The organism is Sulfuritalea hydrogenivorans sk43H (assembly GCF_000828635.1).
GTDB classification, from domain to species: Bacteria; Pseudomonadota; Gammaproteobacteria; order Burkholderiales; family Rhodocyclaceae; genus Sulfuritalea; species Sulfuritalea hydrogenivorans.
On record NZ_AP012547.1, the window covers coordinates 2,684,638 to 2,698,158 of the forward strand.

General features: G+C 68.5%; 14 protein-coding genes. 11 read left to right on the forward strand and 3 right to left on the reverse strand.

What is annotated here, in order from left to right:
- The first annotated feature begins 4 nt into the window (after positions 1 to 4).
- From SUTH_RS12890 to SUTH_RS12905, 4 genes are read left to right on the forward strand one after another with little or no spacing between them, the layout of a single operon-like run.
- Positions 5 to 997, forward strand: coding sequence for a FecCD family ABC transporter permease (locus SUTH_RS12890; protein ID WP_041099761.1), 993 nt, complete (start codon positions 5 to 7; stop codon positions 995 to 997).
- Positions 994 to 1,764, forward strand: a complete 771-nt coding sequence (locus SUTH_RS12895) for an ABC transporter ATP-binding protein (protein ID WP_041099763.1) — start codon at positions 994 to 996, stop codon at positions 1,762 to 1,764. The genes SUTH_RS12890 and SUTH_RS12895 overlap by 4 nt, the downstream gene beginning before the upstream one ends.
- A gap of 2 nt (positions 1,765 to 1,766) precedes the next feature.
- Positions 1,767 to 2,378: a cob(I)yrinic acid a,c-diamide adenosyltransferase gene (gene cobO / locus SUTH_RS12900; protein ID WP_041099765.1), complete on the forward strand. Its 612-nt coding sequence runs from the start codon at positions 1,767 to 1,769 to the stop codon at positions 2,376 to 2,378.
- 19 nt (positions 2,379 to 2,397) lie between these two features.
- Complete coding sequence (locus tag SUTH_RS12905; RefSeq protein WP_041099767.1) at positions 2,398 to 3,660, forward strand: cobyrinate a,c-diamide synthase; 1,263 nt, start codon at positions 2,398 to 2,400, stop codon at positions 3,658 to 3,660.
- A gap of 32 nt (positions 3,661 to 3,692) precedes the next feature.
- Here SUTH_RS12905 and SUTH_RS12910 read toward each other — a convergent pair whose 3' ends face one another.
- Entirely contained in the window at positions 3,693 to 4,568 is an 876-nt protein-coding gene (locus SUTH_RS12910; protein ID WP_052473855.1) for a cobalamin-binding protein, read from the reverse strand.
- 158 nt (positions 4,569 to 4,726) lie between these two features.
- On the opposite strand from SUTH_RS12910, the gene dksA reads away from it, so the two are divergent.
- A complete protein-coding gene (gene dksA, locus SUTH_RS12915; RefSeq protein WP_041099772.1) occupies positions 4,727 to 5,149 on the forward strand; it encodes an RNA polymerase-binding protein DksA in 423 nt (140 codons plus the stop codon).
- 33 nt (positions 5,150 to 5,182) lie between these two features.
- A complete protein-coding gene (locus SUTH_RS12920) occupies positions 5,183 to 5,848 on the forward strand; it encodes a helix-turn-helix domain-containing protein (protein ID WP_052473622.1) in 666 nt (221 codons plus the stop codon).
- A 33-nt stretch (positions 5,849 to 5,881) separates the two neighbouring features.
- Here the strand turns inward: SUTH_RS12920 and cobD are convergent, their stop codons facing one another.
- Together cobD and cbiB are read right to left on the reverse strand one after the other, a co-directional pair.
- On the reverse strand, positions 5,882 to 6,880 hold the full coding sequence (gene cobD / locus SUTH_RS12925) for a threonine-phosphate decarboxylase CobD (protein WP_041099774.1): 999 nt from the start codon (positions 6,878 to 6,880) through the stop codon (positions 5,882 to 5,884).
- Positions 6,873 to 7,817, reverse strand: a complete 945-nt coding sequence (gene cbiB / locus SUTH_RS12930) for an adenosylcobinamide-phosphate synthase CbiB (RefSeq protein ID WP_052473623.1) — start codon at positions 7,815 to 7,817, stop codon at positions 6,873 to 6,875. Before cbiB ends, cobD begins: the two co-directional genes overlap by 8 nt.
- Before the next feature lie 14 nt (positions 7,818 to 7,831).
- Between cbiB and SUTH_RS12935 the strand changes: the two genes are divergently transcribed.
- The 5 genes from SUTH_RS12935 to SUTH_RS12955 all read left to right on the forward strand — a co-directional run bounded on the left by SUTH_RS12935 (position 7,832) and on the right by SUTH_RS12955 (position 13,479).
- Positions 7,832 to 9,337, forward strand: a complete 1,506-nt coding sequence (locus tag SUTH_RS12935) for a cobyric acid synthase (RefSeq protein WP_231851009.1) — start codon at positions 7,832 to 7,834, stop codon at positions 9,335 to 9,337.
- On the forward strand, positions 9,334 to 10,545 hold the full coding sequence (locus SUTH_RS12940; RefSeq protein WP_041099776.1) for an esterase/lipase family protein: 1,212 nt from the start codon (positions 9,334 to 9,336) through the stop codon (positions 10,543 to 10,545). The genes SUTH_RS12935 and SUTH_RS12940 overlap by 4 nt, the downstream gene beginning before the upstream one ends.
- A 78-nt stretch (positions 10,546 to 10,623) precedes the next feature.
- Positions 10,624 to 12,288, forward strand: coding sequence for a long-chain-fatty-acid--CoA ligase (locus tag SUTH_RS12945; RefSeq protein ID WP_041099778.1), 1,665 nt, complete (start codon positions 10,624 to 10,626; stop codon positions 12,286 to 12,288).
- 28 nt (positions 12,289 to 12,316) lie between these two features.
- Entirely contained in the window at positions 12,317 to 12,598 is a 282-nt protein-coding gene (locus SUTH_RS12950) for a polyhydroxyalkanoic acid system family protein (RefSeq protein WP_041099780.1), read from the forward strand.
- Positions 12,595 to 13,479, forward strand: coding sequence for an HDOD domain-containing protein (locus tag SUTH_RS12955; RefSeq protein WP_041099782.1), 885 nt, complete (start codon positions 12,595 to 12,597; stop codon positions 13,477 to 13,479). Before SUTH_RS12950 ends, SUTH_RS12955 begins: the two co-directional genes overlap by 4 nt.
- Positions 13,480 to 13,521 lie beyond the last annotated feature (42 nt).

Consider the following 13,521-nt stretch of genomic DNA (forward strand, 5'->3'; position numbering starts at 1 on the left):
ACCCATGCCCACCCGCCGCCGAGCCCTCTTCGTCATCGCCGTGTTGTTCGCGGCGGCCTTGCTGAGCCTGGCCGGCGCCCTGCTGGCGGGCTCGTATCCGATCGCGCCGGCAGAGGTCTGGGCGCGGCTGGCGGGCAACGGCAGCGGCACCGGCGGCGACATCGTGCTCGGCCTGCGCCTGCCGCGCGCGCTGGCCGCCTTCGCCTGCGGCGCGCTGCTGGCGCTGGCCGGCGCCTTGATGCAGGTTCTGCTGAGGAACCCCCTGGCCGACCCCTACGTGCTCGGCGTTTCCGGCGGCGCGGCGGTCGGCGCGCTGTCGGCGATGCTGTTCAGCCTGCCGCTGATCTTCGTCCATGGCGGCGCCTTCGCCGGGGCGCTCGCGGCCATGCTGACGGTATTCGGCCTGGCGCGCGGCGACGGCAGCTGGACCCAGAGCCGCCTGCTGCTGACCGGCGTCATCGTCGCCGCCGGCTGCGGCGCCGGCGTCGCGCTGATCCTTTCGCTGGCGCCGGAACAGAAGCTGCACAGCATGCTGTTCTGGCTGATGGGCGATCTCTCGCACGCCGGCTCGCCCTGGCCGGCGCTGGCCGTGGCGGCGATCGGCCTCGCGCTGGTGATGCCCATCGCGCGCGACCTCAACCTGCTCTCGCGCGGCGACCTCGTCGCCAGCACGCTGGGCGTCAAGGTGCGCAGCCTGCGCGCCGCCGTCTATGCCCTGGGCTCGCTGCTCACCGCGGTGGCCGTGACCACCACCGGCAGCGTCGGCTTCATCGGCCTCGTCGTGCCGCACCTGGTCCGCCTGGCGATCGGCAACGACCAGCGCGTGCTGCTGCCCGCCGCGACGCTGGCCGGCGGCGCCCTGCTGGTGGTCGCCGATACCCTGGCGCGCACCGCGATCGCCCCGCAGCAACTGCCGGTCGGCGTGCTCACCGCCCTGCTCGGCGTGCCGGTATTCCTCTACCTGCTCTCGCGCCAGCCGAAGGGGGGGCGCGAATGAGCGCTTTGCTGGAAGCGCGCGACCTCGCCGCCGCCATCGGCGGGCGCACCTTGGTCAGTTGCCTCGACCTGCGGCTCGATGCCGGCGAACGCCTGGCGATACTTGGCCGCAACGGCGCCGGCAAAACCACGCTGCTGCACACCCTGGCCGGCCTGCGCCAGCCCCTGGCCGGCGACATTCGCCTGTGCGGCGAGGCAATGTCGGCGCTGGCGCCACGGCGCATCGCGCAGCTGCGCGGCGTGCTGCTGCAACAGCAGATCGACGCCTTCCCCGCCAGCGTGCTGGAAACCGCCCTGATCGGACGCCATCCCTGGCTGGACCGCTGGGCCTGGGAAAGCGCGGCCGACGCGCGCGCGGCGCGCCAGGCGCTGGCGGCCGTGGGCCTCGCGGAACTGGAACAGCGCGACGTGCATACGCTTTCCGGCGGCGAGCGCCAGCGCCTCGCGGTGGCCACGCTGCTGACCCAGGCACCGCAACTCGCGCTGCTCGACGAGCCGCTCTCCCACCTCGACCTCAACCACCAGATTGCCGTACTGGAACTGCTGGCCAGCCGCGCCCGCGACAGCGGCATGGGGCTGGTCATGGTGATGCACGACGTCAATCTCGCGCGCCGCTATGCCGACCGCGCCCTGTTGCTGTTCGGCGACGGCAGCGTGCGCTGCGGGCCGGTCGCCGAGGTGCTCGACGCGCCGACGCTGTCGCGCCTCTACGGCCATCCGCTGCGCCGCATCGATGCCGGCGGCAGCGACTATTTCATCCCGGAGTGACCATGGACAACGATACGCAAGGCAAGGAAGAGCGCCACGTCGCTCGCATGCAACGCAAGAAGGAAATCGTCGACCAGAAGGTCGCCGCCGCAGACCAGGAACGTGGCGTGCTGCTGGTCAACACCGGCAACGGCAAGGGCAAGTCCTCGGCCGCCTTCGGCGTCGCCGCGCGCGCGCTGGGCCACGGCCTGCAAGTGGCCGTGGTGCAGTTCGTCAAGAGCCGCACCGACACCGGCGAGGAAGCCGTGCTCGGGCGCGTGCCGGGCATCCGTTGGCATGTCATGGGCGAGGGCTTCACCTGGGAAACCCAGGATCCCGACCGCGATGCGGCCGCCGCGCGTGCCGCCTGGGAGACCGCGCTGGGCTACCTGCGCGACCCAGGCGTAGGCCTCGTCGTCCTCGACGAAATGACCTACGCCTTCAAGTACCGGTGGTTGCCGCTGGACGAAGTGCTGGCCGCCTTCGCCGCGCGCCCGGCGATGCAGCATGTGATCGTCACCGGCCGCGCCGCACCCGAGGAATTGATCGCGGCGGCGGATACCGTGACCGAAATGAACCTGGTCAAGCATGCCTTCAAGGTGGGCGTGAAAGCCATGCCCGGCATGGAGTTCTGACGTGCCGCACTGCCCCGCGATGCTCATTGCCGCCCCGGCCTCGGGCCAGGGCAAGACCACGGTCACGGCGGCGCTGGCACGGCATCACGTCAATCAGGGCCGGCGCGTGCGCGTCTTCAAGTGCGGCCCCGATTTCCTCGACCCGCAGATCCTTGCCGTCGCCAGCGGCGCCCCCGTGTACAACCTCGACCTCGGCATGTGCGGCGCGGATGACGCCGCGCGCCGGCTTGCCGCCGCTGCCGCCGCGGCCGACCTGATCCTGGTCGAAGGCGTCATGGGCCTCCATGACGGTACCCCGTCGGCCGCCGACATCGCCTGCCGTTTCGGCATCCCGGTGCTCGGCCTGATCGACGCCTCCGCCATGGCCCAGACCTTCGGCGCCGTCGCCCACGGCCTCGCCACCTATCGCCCCGGATTGCCCTTTGCCGGCGCGCTCGCCAACCGGGTAGGCAGCGCCCACCACGCCGGACTGCTCAAGGCCAGCCTGCCGCCCGGCATGGGCTGGTTCGGCGCCCTGCCGCGCGATGCCGAAGCCACGCTGCCCGAACGCCACCTCGGCTTGTTGCAGGCCGCCGAGATCGCCGACCTGGAACAGCGCCTCGACCGACTCGCCGGCCACATTGCCGCCAGCGCGGCGGCGGACCTGCCGCCGCCCGTCGACTTCGCCGTACCGCCAACGCCGACTCTCGACCGCCTGCTCGCCGGCCGCCGCATCGCCATTGCCCGCGACGCTGCCTTCGGCTTCATCTACCCGGCCAACCTCGACACACTCGCCGAACTCGGCGCCGAGCTGGCCTTCTTTTCACCGCTGGCCGGCGAGGCGCTGCCCGAGTGCGATGCCGCCTGGCTCCCCGGCGGCTACCCCGAGCTCCACGCTGCCCGGCTGGGCGCGGGCGATCTGTGGCCGCGCCTGCGCGCGCACGTCGCCGACGGCAAGCCGCTGCTCGCCGAATGCGGCGGCATGATGTGCCTCTTCGAACAACTGATCGACAAGGAAGGCGCCAGCCACGCCATGGCCAGCCTGCTGCCCGGCATCACGCGCATGCAGCCGCGCCTCGCCGCCCTGGGCATGCAGGAAACCGCGCTGCCCGAAGGCGACCTGCGCGGGCACACCTACCACCACTCGCGCAGCGAAACCTCCCTCGCGCCGCTGGCGCGCGCCCGCACGCCCGATGGCCGCGAAGGCGAAGCCGTGTATCGCACGGGCCGCCTCACCGCCTCCTACGTGCATTTCTACTTTCCGTCCAACCCGCAGGCGACGGCGCGGCTGTTCCTGCCTTGAAAAGTCGGCGCTGGAGATACGGCGCCGACATGCTAACGCCGCTTGCGCGCCGTCTCCAGATGCTCGCAGAGTCGCTCGGTGCCGTCGAGCAGTCGCGGCGTGTGGCGCTGGATGATGGACGGCGGAACGAAGAACAGGTTGCCGCGCGCGACCGCCGTGACTTGCGTCCAGCGCCGCCAGTCGTCCAGCCATTCGGGGCGCTCCTCGCCCATGCCGCTGGCGACGATGGCTTCAGGGTTTGACGCCAGCACGGCCTCGACGCTGACATTGGGCGCGAGGCCGACGAGATCGCCAAAGACATTCTTGCCGCCGCACAGGCGAATGGCGTCGCTGATGATCTGCTTGTCGCTCACGGTGGTCAGCGGGCTTCTCCAGACCTGGTAGAAGATGCGCACCGGCGAGCGGCCGCCGTAACGCGCGCGCAGCTGCGCCAGCCGCGCGCGGAAGCCCTGCGCCACGGCGTCGGCGACGGCGCCGCTGCCGGCAAGGCGGCCGTAGTGCTCGATGCTGCGGGCGATGTCCTCGATGCGATCCGGCTGCGTCACGTAGATCGGCATGCCCAGGCTCCTGAGCTTTTCGAGGTGGGCGCCGGCGTTGCCGCTGCGCCAGCCGATGATCAGGTCGGGCTTGAGAGCCGCCACCGCTTCCAGGTCGAGCTTCGAATAGCCGCCGACGCGGCGGATGGCCTTCGCCGCATCCGGGTAGTCGCTGTACTCGACCGTGCCGACGATGCGCTCGCCGGCGCCGGCGGCGAACAGGGCCTCGGTGATGTGCGGCGCCAGGCTGACGATGCGTGTCGCGGGCGCGGCGAGGCGAACGGTGGCGCCGGTATCGTCGGTGACGATGATCTCGGCGTGCGCCGCCACGGCACGCGCAACGAGCAGCAGGAAAACCGGGAGGCGGATCATGGGCGACATCAAAATGCGGCACGCGGACGAAGGAACAGGCGTAATTTTACCGGTCGCCGCGGACGCCCATGGAAATTCCCCTGACGTCCGGCAAGTCTTTCGATAGAGTAGCGAGTATCGGTCATCCGCGACCGAGCCAAGAACCGGAAAACAACGCCATGCCCACCCCTGCAAAAACACTGACCGAGAAAGCCCTGCTGGCGATGCCGGCGAGCGCCTACATGAACGCGGCGCAACTCGGTTTCTTTCGCGATCTCCTGCGCAAGCAGCGCCAGGACCTGCTCGACAACGCCACCATGACCATCGATCACCTGCGCGACGGCGAGGCCGAAGCCGACCCCAACGACCGGGCCACGATCGAGGAGGAAAATTCCATCGAGTTGCGCATTCGCGACCGCGAGCGAAAAATGCTGCCGCGCGTCGAGGCGGCATTGAAACGCATCGAAGACGGCCAATACGGCTTCTGCGAGGAAACCGGCGATCCGATCGGCCTGCGACGGCTTCTGGCGCGCCCGACCACCGTATTTTCGATCGAAGCGCAGGAACGCCACGAATCGCGCCAGCGCATCCAGGGAAAATAGCCGGACCGGCATTGCCCGTGCAAAGGAGAGCTCATGGTTGGCGCCACAACTCCCAAACGCAAACCGCCGCCCGCAAGGCGCGTACCGGCAAAACGCACAGCCAAGGCGCCGCCGGCCGAGCAGGCCGAATCCGGCCTGGTGGACCAGATGCGCGCCATGGCCGGCAAGGTGCTCGACATGGGCGCCGCCACGGTCGGCGCCACCGCAACCCTGCACACCGCGGCCGGCATTGCCAAAGCGCTGCTGCCGGGCCTGGCCGAACCCGGTGTCTGGACCAAAACCGGGGCGACGCTGCGCCGCCTGCGCAAGGCCGCCGGCCTGACCATCACCGAAGTCGGCACGGCCATCAACCTCAAGGATCCGTCGCTGATCGAAGCCTGGGAGAATGGCCGCATCGCGGTTCCGTTCGAGCTGATCCTGCGCCTGGCGGCGGTCCTCGGCCGCAACGACCCGGTCGGTTTCGTCATGAAGTTCACCCGCGGCTCCAACCCCGACCTGTGGCGCAGCCTGGAAACGCTTGGTGTCGGCAAGCTGCTGATCCAGTCGGCGCGCGAGCGCGAATTCGCCAATATCTACCGTGGCGACGACGAGGCGCGCAGCCTCACCGACAAGGAATTCGCTGAAGTGCTGGCCTTCACCCGCGCCGCATTCGAGATGGCCATGGAGTTTCGCGGGCGAAGCGCCAAACGCGGCGACTGACCGGGGCCGACAGCAAAACCGGCGCACGCCGTTTCAGCGACGTCTCCATTGTTCGAGCGCCAGCGCCAGCCGCTGCCATTCGGCAGTCGTCGCCGGCAGGCCGAAACGCACCGCGGCAGGACGGGCGAAATGCCTCAGCAGGATGCCCTGCCGCGCGAAGAACCCGTGCAGCGCCAGCGCATCGTCGCAGGCGAGGTAGCGGAACAGCGCGGTGCCGCTCGACTCGCCCAGTCCTGCTGCCGCCAACAGCTCATGCAAGCGGGCGCCATCGCGCTGCAAGCGTTGGCGCTGCGCGCACTGCCAGTCGGAGTCCGCCAGTGCCGCACCTGCGGCCAGGCGCGAAGGATGCGCGATCGCCCACGGACCGATCGCCTCTGCCAGGGAATCCAGGATGGCCTCGCCGGCAATCGCAAAGCCGACGCGAGCGCCGGCCAGGCCGAAGAATTTGCCGAGCGAGCGCAGCACCACGACATTTGGGGCCGCCGCACTGCCGGCCACGTCGACCAGCGATTCGGATTTTTCTTCGGCATCGGCGAAGGCTTCATCAACCACCAGCCAGCCCTGACGTTGCTCAAGCTGACGCGCCATGTCCAGCAACTGCTTGCGCAGAAAGCGCTGCCCGGCGGGATTGTTCGGACTGCCGATGACCACAGCATCGACTGCGGCCGCCATCAGCGGCAACTCGCCGGAGGAACAAGGCCGGACTTCATGCCCCGCCGCGCGCCAGGCGGCCGCATGTTCCTCGTAGCTCGGCTCCAGCACGGCGACCACGCCCGCCGGCCGCAGGCGCGGCAGCCACTGGATCGCGGCCTGCGAGCCGGGCAGCGCCAGCACTCGCGGCGTGCCGTAGTAACGGCAGGCGGCTTCGCTCAGGCCGTCTTCATCTTCGGGCAATCGCTGCCATACCGCAGACGGAATCGGCGGCACCGGGTAAGCCTCGGGGGCGATGCCGGTGGACAAATCCAGCCAGTCTTCCAGCGCGATGCCGTAACGCGCGGCGGCGGCGCGCAAACGGCCGCCATGCTCAAGCATGCGACACCGCCACCGCCAGCAGGCCGGCGCAGGCCAGCCAGAGCCACAGGCCGCGTTCCACCAGCGCCAGCGCGGCACGGATATGCGCCGCATTCGCCGTGTCGCCAGCGCCGACTCTTGGCCGCTGCTCCAGTTGCCCGTGATACATCGCCGCGCCGCCGAGCTGCACCGAAAGCGCACCGGCGCCGGCGGCGATCACCGGGCCGGCGTTGGGACTGCTCCAGGCCGCGGCCTGCTGCCGCCAGCAGGCAAGCGCGTTGCGGGTGTTGCCGAGCACAGCAAAGGTCAGGGCGGTGAGGCGCGCCGGGATCAGGTTCAGCACATCGTCGATGCGCGCCGCCGCCCAGCCGAAGTACACGCGCCGCGGATCGCGGTAGCCCCACATCGCATCCAGGGTATTGGCCAGCCGGTACAGCACCGCGCCGGCGCCGCCGGCGACGAGGAACCAGAACAGGGCGCCGAACACCGCGTCGTTGCCGTTCTCCAGAACCGATTCGACCGCCGCGCGCGCAACGCCCTCCTCGTCCAGCGTCGAGGTGTCGCGCGACACGATCCAGCCGACATGGGTGCGCGCGGCATCCAGATCGCCGGCTGCCAGATCGCCGGCGATCTGCTCCCCGTGTTGCCGCAGGCTGCGCGCACCGAGCGCGAGATAGAGCAACACCGCGTCGGCGGCCCAGCCCCAGGCCTGACGCCCCAGCCAGGCGGCCGTCAGCACGGCGGGAAGCACCAGCAGCAGCCAGCCGAGCAATCCACGCAGGCGATTGAAGAAGGGATGACCCGGCGCCCCATTTCGCGTGGCCTGCTCGACCCGATCGGCGCAGCGGCCGAAGCCCACCAGCGGGTGAAAACGGCGCGGCTCGCCGAGCAGCCGATCGAGGAAAACACCCGCCAGCGCGGAGGCAACCAGCGGCAGCGGAGGCAGCAAGGGGGGCATGGGATAATCGACCGATGAAAGACGACATTCTAACGACCCGCCGCGCCGCTCGCGCCCCTGCCCGCGCCCTGATGGTGCAGGGCTGCACCTCGGACGCCGGCAAGACCACGCTGGTCGCCGCGCTGTGCCGCATCCTCAAGCGCCGGGGCATCAATGTCGCGCCGTTCAAGCCGCAGAACATGGCGCTGAATTCGGCGGTCACCGCCGACGGCGGCGAGATCGGCCGCGCCCAGGCGCTGCAGGCGCTGGCGGCGGGTCTCGCGCCGCGCATCGACTTCAATCCGGTGCTGCTCAAACCCACCACCGACCAGCGCGCGCAGGTCATCATCCACGGCAAGGCGCTGCATACGCTGAATGCCCGCGACTACCACGAGTACAAGCGCGTCGCGATGCAGGCGGTGATGGAAAGCTGGCGGCGGCTGACGGCGGAGTTCGACTGCGTACTGGTGGAAGGCGCCGGCAGCCCGGCGGAAATCAACCTGCGCGAGCGCGACATCGCCAACATGGGCTTCGCCGAAGCCGCCGACGTGCCGGTGATCCTGGTCGCCGACATCGATCGCGGCGGCGTCTTCGCCCACCTGACCGGCACGCTTGACCTGCTCTCGGAGAGCGAACAGGCGCGCGTCAAGGGCTTCGTCATCAACCGCTTTCGCGGCGACATCGGCCTGCTCGAAAACGGGCTGGAATGGCTGGAGCAGCGCACCGGCAAGCCGGTGCTGGGCGTGCTGCCCTACCTGCACGGCCTGATGCTCGATGCCGAGGACGCCGTCGCCACCGAAGCCATCGCCAAGACCGCGACCCGGCTCAAGGTGGTGGCCGTGGTCTATCCGCGCTGCTCGAACCACAACGACCTCGATCCGCTGCGCCTGCATCCCGAAGTCGATTTCGACTGGGTCGGCCCGGGCCAGGCGATTCCGCCCTGCGACCTGATCGTGCTGCCCGGCTCGAAAGCGGTGCAGGCCGACCTGCACTGGCTGCGCGAACAGGGATATGACGTTGCGATCCAGCGCCACCTGCGCTACGGCGGCAAGCTGGTCGGCATCTGCGGCGGCTTCCAGATGCTCGGTCGCCAGTTGCACGACCCGCTCGGCCTCGAAGGCGCGCCGGGCAGCCAGGCCGGGCTCGGCCTGCTCGATTGCGAAACCTCGCTGGAGCCGGAAAAGCAGTTGCGCAATGTCGGCGGTCATCTGCAACTGCCGGGCGAGCCCGCCTTCACCGGCTACGAAATCCACATGGGCACCACGCACGGCGCGGCCCTGCACAAACCCGCAGCGACATTCGCCGACGGCCGCAGCGACGGCGCGCAGTCGGCCGACGGGCAGATCATCGCCAGCTACTGCCACGGCCTGTTCGACCATCCCGAGGCGCTGGCCGCCCTGCTCGCGTGGGCAGGCATGGCCTCGCCCCTGGCCGTGGACTTCGCGCAGCGCCGCGAAGCGGACATCGAGCGCCTGGCGGACGCCACCGAAGCCGCACTCGACTGGAAAGTGCTCGGCGGCCTGATCGGCACCGCGGCATGAACAAGAAGGCCCGCAGCCGCTCGGGCGACATCCGCGGCCTCAGCCGCCTCGCCGTCGACGCCACGCTCGGCCTGACGCGCCTGGTCGAGACCATGCACCACAACATCCTGCGCACGCCGGGAATAGCCGGCAAGCATACCGAGGCGCCGACAACGGGCATCACCGGCCTGGTCTATCGCACCATCCAGGGCACGACACGACTGGTCGGCAGCGGTATCGACGCACTGCTGGCGCAACTGGCGCCGCTGCTCGACACGCAGCCGGCGGCATCGTCGAGCACGCGCGAAGCGGTCCTCGCCGCGCTCAACGGCGTCCTCGGCGACCATCTCGCGGCAACCGAAAATCCCCTGGCCATCCCGATGCAGCTGCGCCGCGATGGGCAGCCGCTGGTCCTGACCGCGGAAGCCCTGGCGGCAAGCATTCCGCAGGCGGGCGGCAAGATTCTGGTACTGGTGCACGGGCTGTGCATGAACGACCTGCAATGGTGCCGCAACGGCCACGACCATGGCGCGGCACTGGCGCGAGACGCCGGCTTCACGCCGATCTATCTGCACTACAACAGCGGCGAGCATGTGTCACGCAACGGCCACGCCTTCGCCGCCATGCTGGAAACCCTGCTGCACGCCTGGCCGGTGCCTGTCGAGCAACTGACCATCATCGGCCACAGCATGGGCGGGCTGGTGGCGCGCAGCGCCTGCCACTACGGAGGGCTTGCCGGACAGGATTGGCTCAGGCATCTGCGCCGGATGGTATTTCTCGGCACGCCTCACCACGGCGCCCCGCTGGAACGCGGCGGCAACTGGATCAACGTCGTTCTCGAAGTCAGCCCTTATACGGCCGCGCTGGCCCGCCTGGCGAAGATCCGCAGCGCCGGAATCACCGACCTGCGCCATGGCAGCATCCTCGACGAGGACTGGCAGCACGGCGACCGCTTCGCCCATGGCCGGAAGCCGAAGCTGGTGCCGCTGCCCGCGGGCGTGCAGTGCCATGCCGTCGCGGCAACGATCGCCAAGGCGCCCGGCAGCGCGCGCGAAGCGCTGATGGGCGACGGGCTGGTGCCCCTGCACAGCGCGCTCGGCCGGAACAAGGGCAAGACCGGCAGCCTGGATTTTCCGGAGTCGCGGCAGTGGGTCGGCCATGGCATGCATCACCTGGACCTGCTCGACAACACGGCGGTGTACGAGCGGCTGGGGAGCTGGCTGGCCTGAAATCCGGAACTCCGCCGCCCCGCCAAACCCCGGCTTGCATTGTGATTACAATGCAAAAACTGTCCGCAGGAGGGAACCATGGAAAAAATCTGGCTCAAGCACTATCCGGCAGGCGTACCCGCCGAAATCGATATCAACGAATTCCGCTCGATTGGAGACCTGTTCGACAAGAGCGTAAAGCTCTACGGGCCGCGCAAGGCCTACATCAACATGGACAAGGCGATCACCTACGCCGAGCTGGAACGGCTCTCGGCGGCCTTCGGTTCCTACTGCCAGTCGGTGCTGAAGCTGCCGAAGGGCGCGCGCATCGCGCTGATGATGCCCAACCTGCTGCAGTACCCGGTCTGCCTCTATGGCGCGCTGCGCGCGGGCTACACGGTGGTGAACTGCAACCCGCTCTACACCGAGCGCGAGCTGGAGCATCAATTGAAGGACTCGGGCGCCGAGGCGATCGTCATCGTCGAGAACTTCGCCAGGGTTTTGGAGAACGTGGTCGCCCGCACCCCGGTCAAGCACGTGCTGGTGACGCAGTTGGGCGACATGCTCGACTTCCCCAAGCGCATGATCGTCAACATCGTGGTCAAGCACGTCAAGAAGATGGTGCCGCCATGGCACATCGCCCATGCCGTCGAGCTGCGCGACGCCCTGATCGAGGGCGGCCGCTTTCCGCTGCAGCCGGTCGAGGTCGGCCACGAGGACATCGCCTTCCTGCAATACACGGGCGGCACCACCGGCGTTTCGAAAGGCGCGATGCTGACCCACCGCAACATCATCGCCAACCTGCAGCAGGCCCACGCCTGGATCAAGCCTTTCATCCGCGATGAAGAGATCATCATCACCGCCCTGCCGCTGTACCACATCTTCGCGCTGACGGCGAACTGCCTGACCTTCTTCAAGATCGGCGCCACCAACGTGCTGATCACCAACCCGCGCGACATTCCAGGCTTCGTCAAGGAAATCGGCAAGTACCCGTTCACCACCATCACCGGCGTGAACACCCTGTTCAACGCCATGGTGAACAACCCGGACTTCGCCAACATCGACCTCTCCCAGCTGCGACTGACGCTGGGCGGCGGCATGGCGGTGCAGCGCGCGGTGGCCGAGCGCTGGAAGGAGATCACCGGCGTCACCCTGATCGAGGCCTACGGCCTGACCGAAACCTCGCCGGCGGCGACCATGAACCCGGTGGACATGGAGGAATACAACGGCAGCATCGGCCTGCCGATCTCCTCGACCGAAGTCGTCATCCGCGACGACGACGGCAAGGACCTGAAGCTCGGCGAGGCCGGCGAGCTGTGCGTGCGTGGCCCGCAGGTGATGAAGGGCTACTGGAACCGCCCCGAGGAAACCGCCAAGGTGATCATGGCCGACGGCTTCCTGCGCACCGGTGACGTCGCGGTGATGGACGACAGCGGCTACATCAAGATCGTCGATCGCAAGAAGGACATGATCCTGGTCTCCGGCTTCAACGTCTATCCCAACGAGATCGAGGACGTGCTGGCCCTGCATCCGGGCGTACTCGAATCGGCGGCGGTCGGCGTGCCCGATCCGAAGACCGGCGAGGCGGTGAAGATCTACGTGGTGAAGAAGGACCCGGAGCTGACGGAAGCCTCGCTGCTGGAACACTGCCGCGCCAACCTGACGGCCTACAAGGTGCCGCGCCACATTGCCTTCCGCAACGAACTGCCGAAGACCAACGTCGGCAAGATCCTGCGCCGCCAGTTGCGCGACGAAAAGGCCTGACGCCGTCGCGCGGGACGAGGAGGGGAGCATGAGCGAAATAAGAGTCTGCCGCGCACACGGCACCACGCTCAAGAACGCCCGCAAGGGCGCCGAGCACATCGCCGAGGAACTCGGCGAGGAATTCGGCCTCGACCACGCCTGGGAAGGCAATACCCTGCGCTTCCAGCGCATGGGTGTCTCGGGACACATCGAGGTGGGGAAAAAGGAAGTCGAGGTCTACGTCAAGCTCGGCTTCCTGCTCATGGCGCTGGGCCCGCGCATCGAACACGAAATCAAACGCTTCTGCGACGAGAACTTCGGGCCTGAATGAGCCCGCCATCCGCCATGGCCGGGCAGACCCCGGACTCCGCGCCGCAGGAGCAACAGGACCTCGATCGCCTGGCGCGCGAGATCGGCATTCCGCCCTGCCCCGCGATCCTGGGCCGCTTCTCCGCCGAAATGCACCGGCCGGAACCCGACATGCGCAAGCTGGCGGACCTGATCGCCACGGATATCGCCCTGTCGGCCGCGCTGCTGAAACTCGTCAATTCGCCTTTTTACGGTTTGCGCACCAAGGCGACCAACCCGCAGCAGGCGCTCTCGATCATCGGACTGCGCGCCGCCGCCAACCTCGTCACCGGCCTGATCCTGCGCCATGCATTCCCGGCGAGCGGCAGCGCACTGATGGAGCGTTTCTGGGAGCAGTCCGCGCGCATCGCGGCCGCCGCGCTCGTCACGGCACGGCGCATCCGCGGCATAGATCTCGATGAAGCGCACACCTATGCGCTGTTCCGCGACTGCGGCATGCCGGTCATGATCAGCAAGTTCGGCGACTATGGCCATGTCATTGACCGGCTTGAGCATGTGCCGGGGGTCCAGGTCATGGCCGTCGAGCAGACGGACTACCAATACAGCCATGCACGGGTCGGTTACGCGCTGGCGCGCGGGTGGCTTCTGCCCGAACCGTTCTGCCGGGCGATCCTGTACCACCACGACTTCGAAAAAGTCGCCACGGGGCGCCGCGAGGTCGAACCCGCCAACCGCAAGCTGGTTGCCTTCGGCCTGCTGATGGAACAGATTGCGGCCTTCCGTTCCGGCGGGGGCGTCTGCCCGGACTGGGAATCCGGCGAAAAATTCGTCCTCGAAACCCTGGCCATCACACCCGAAGAAATCATCGCAATCGCACAGGAACCCGAGCTCGAAGCGGGATAGACTGTTGCTTCCGACGCAGTTCGTGAAGACGGGGCACCGGAC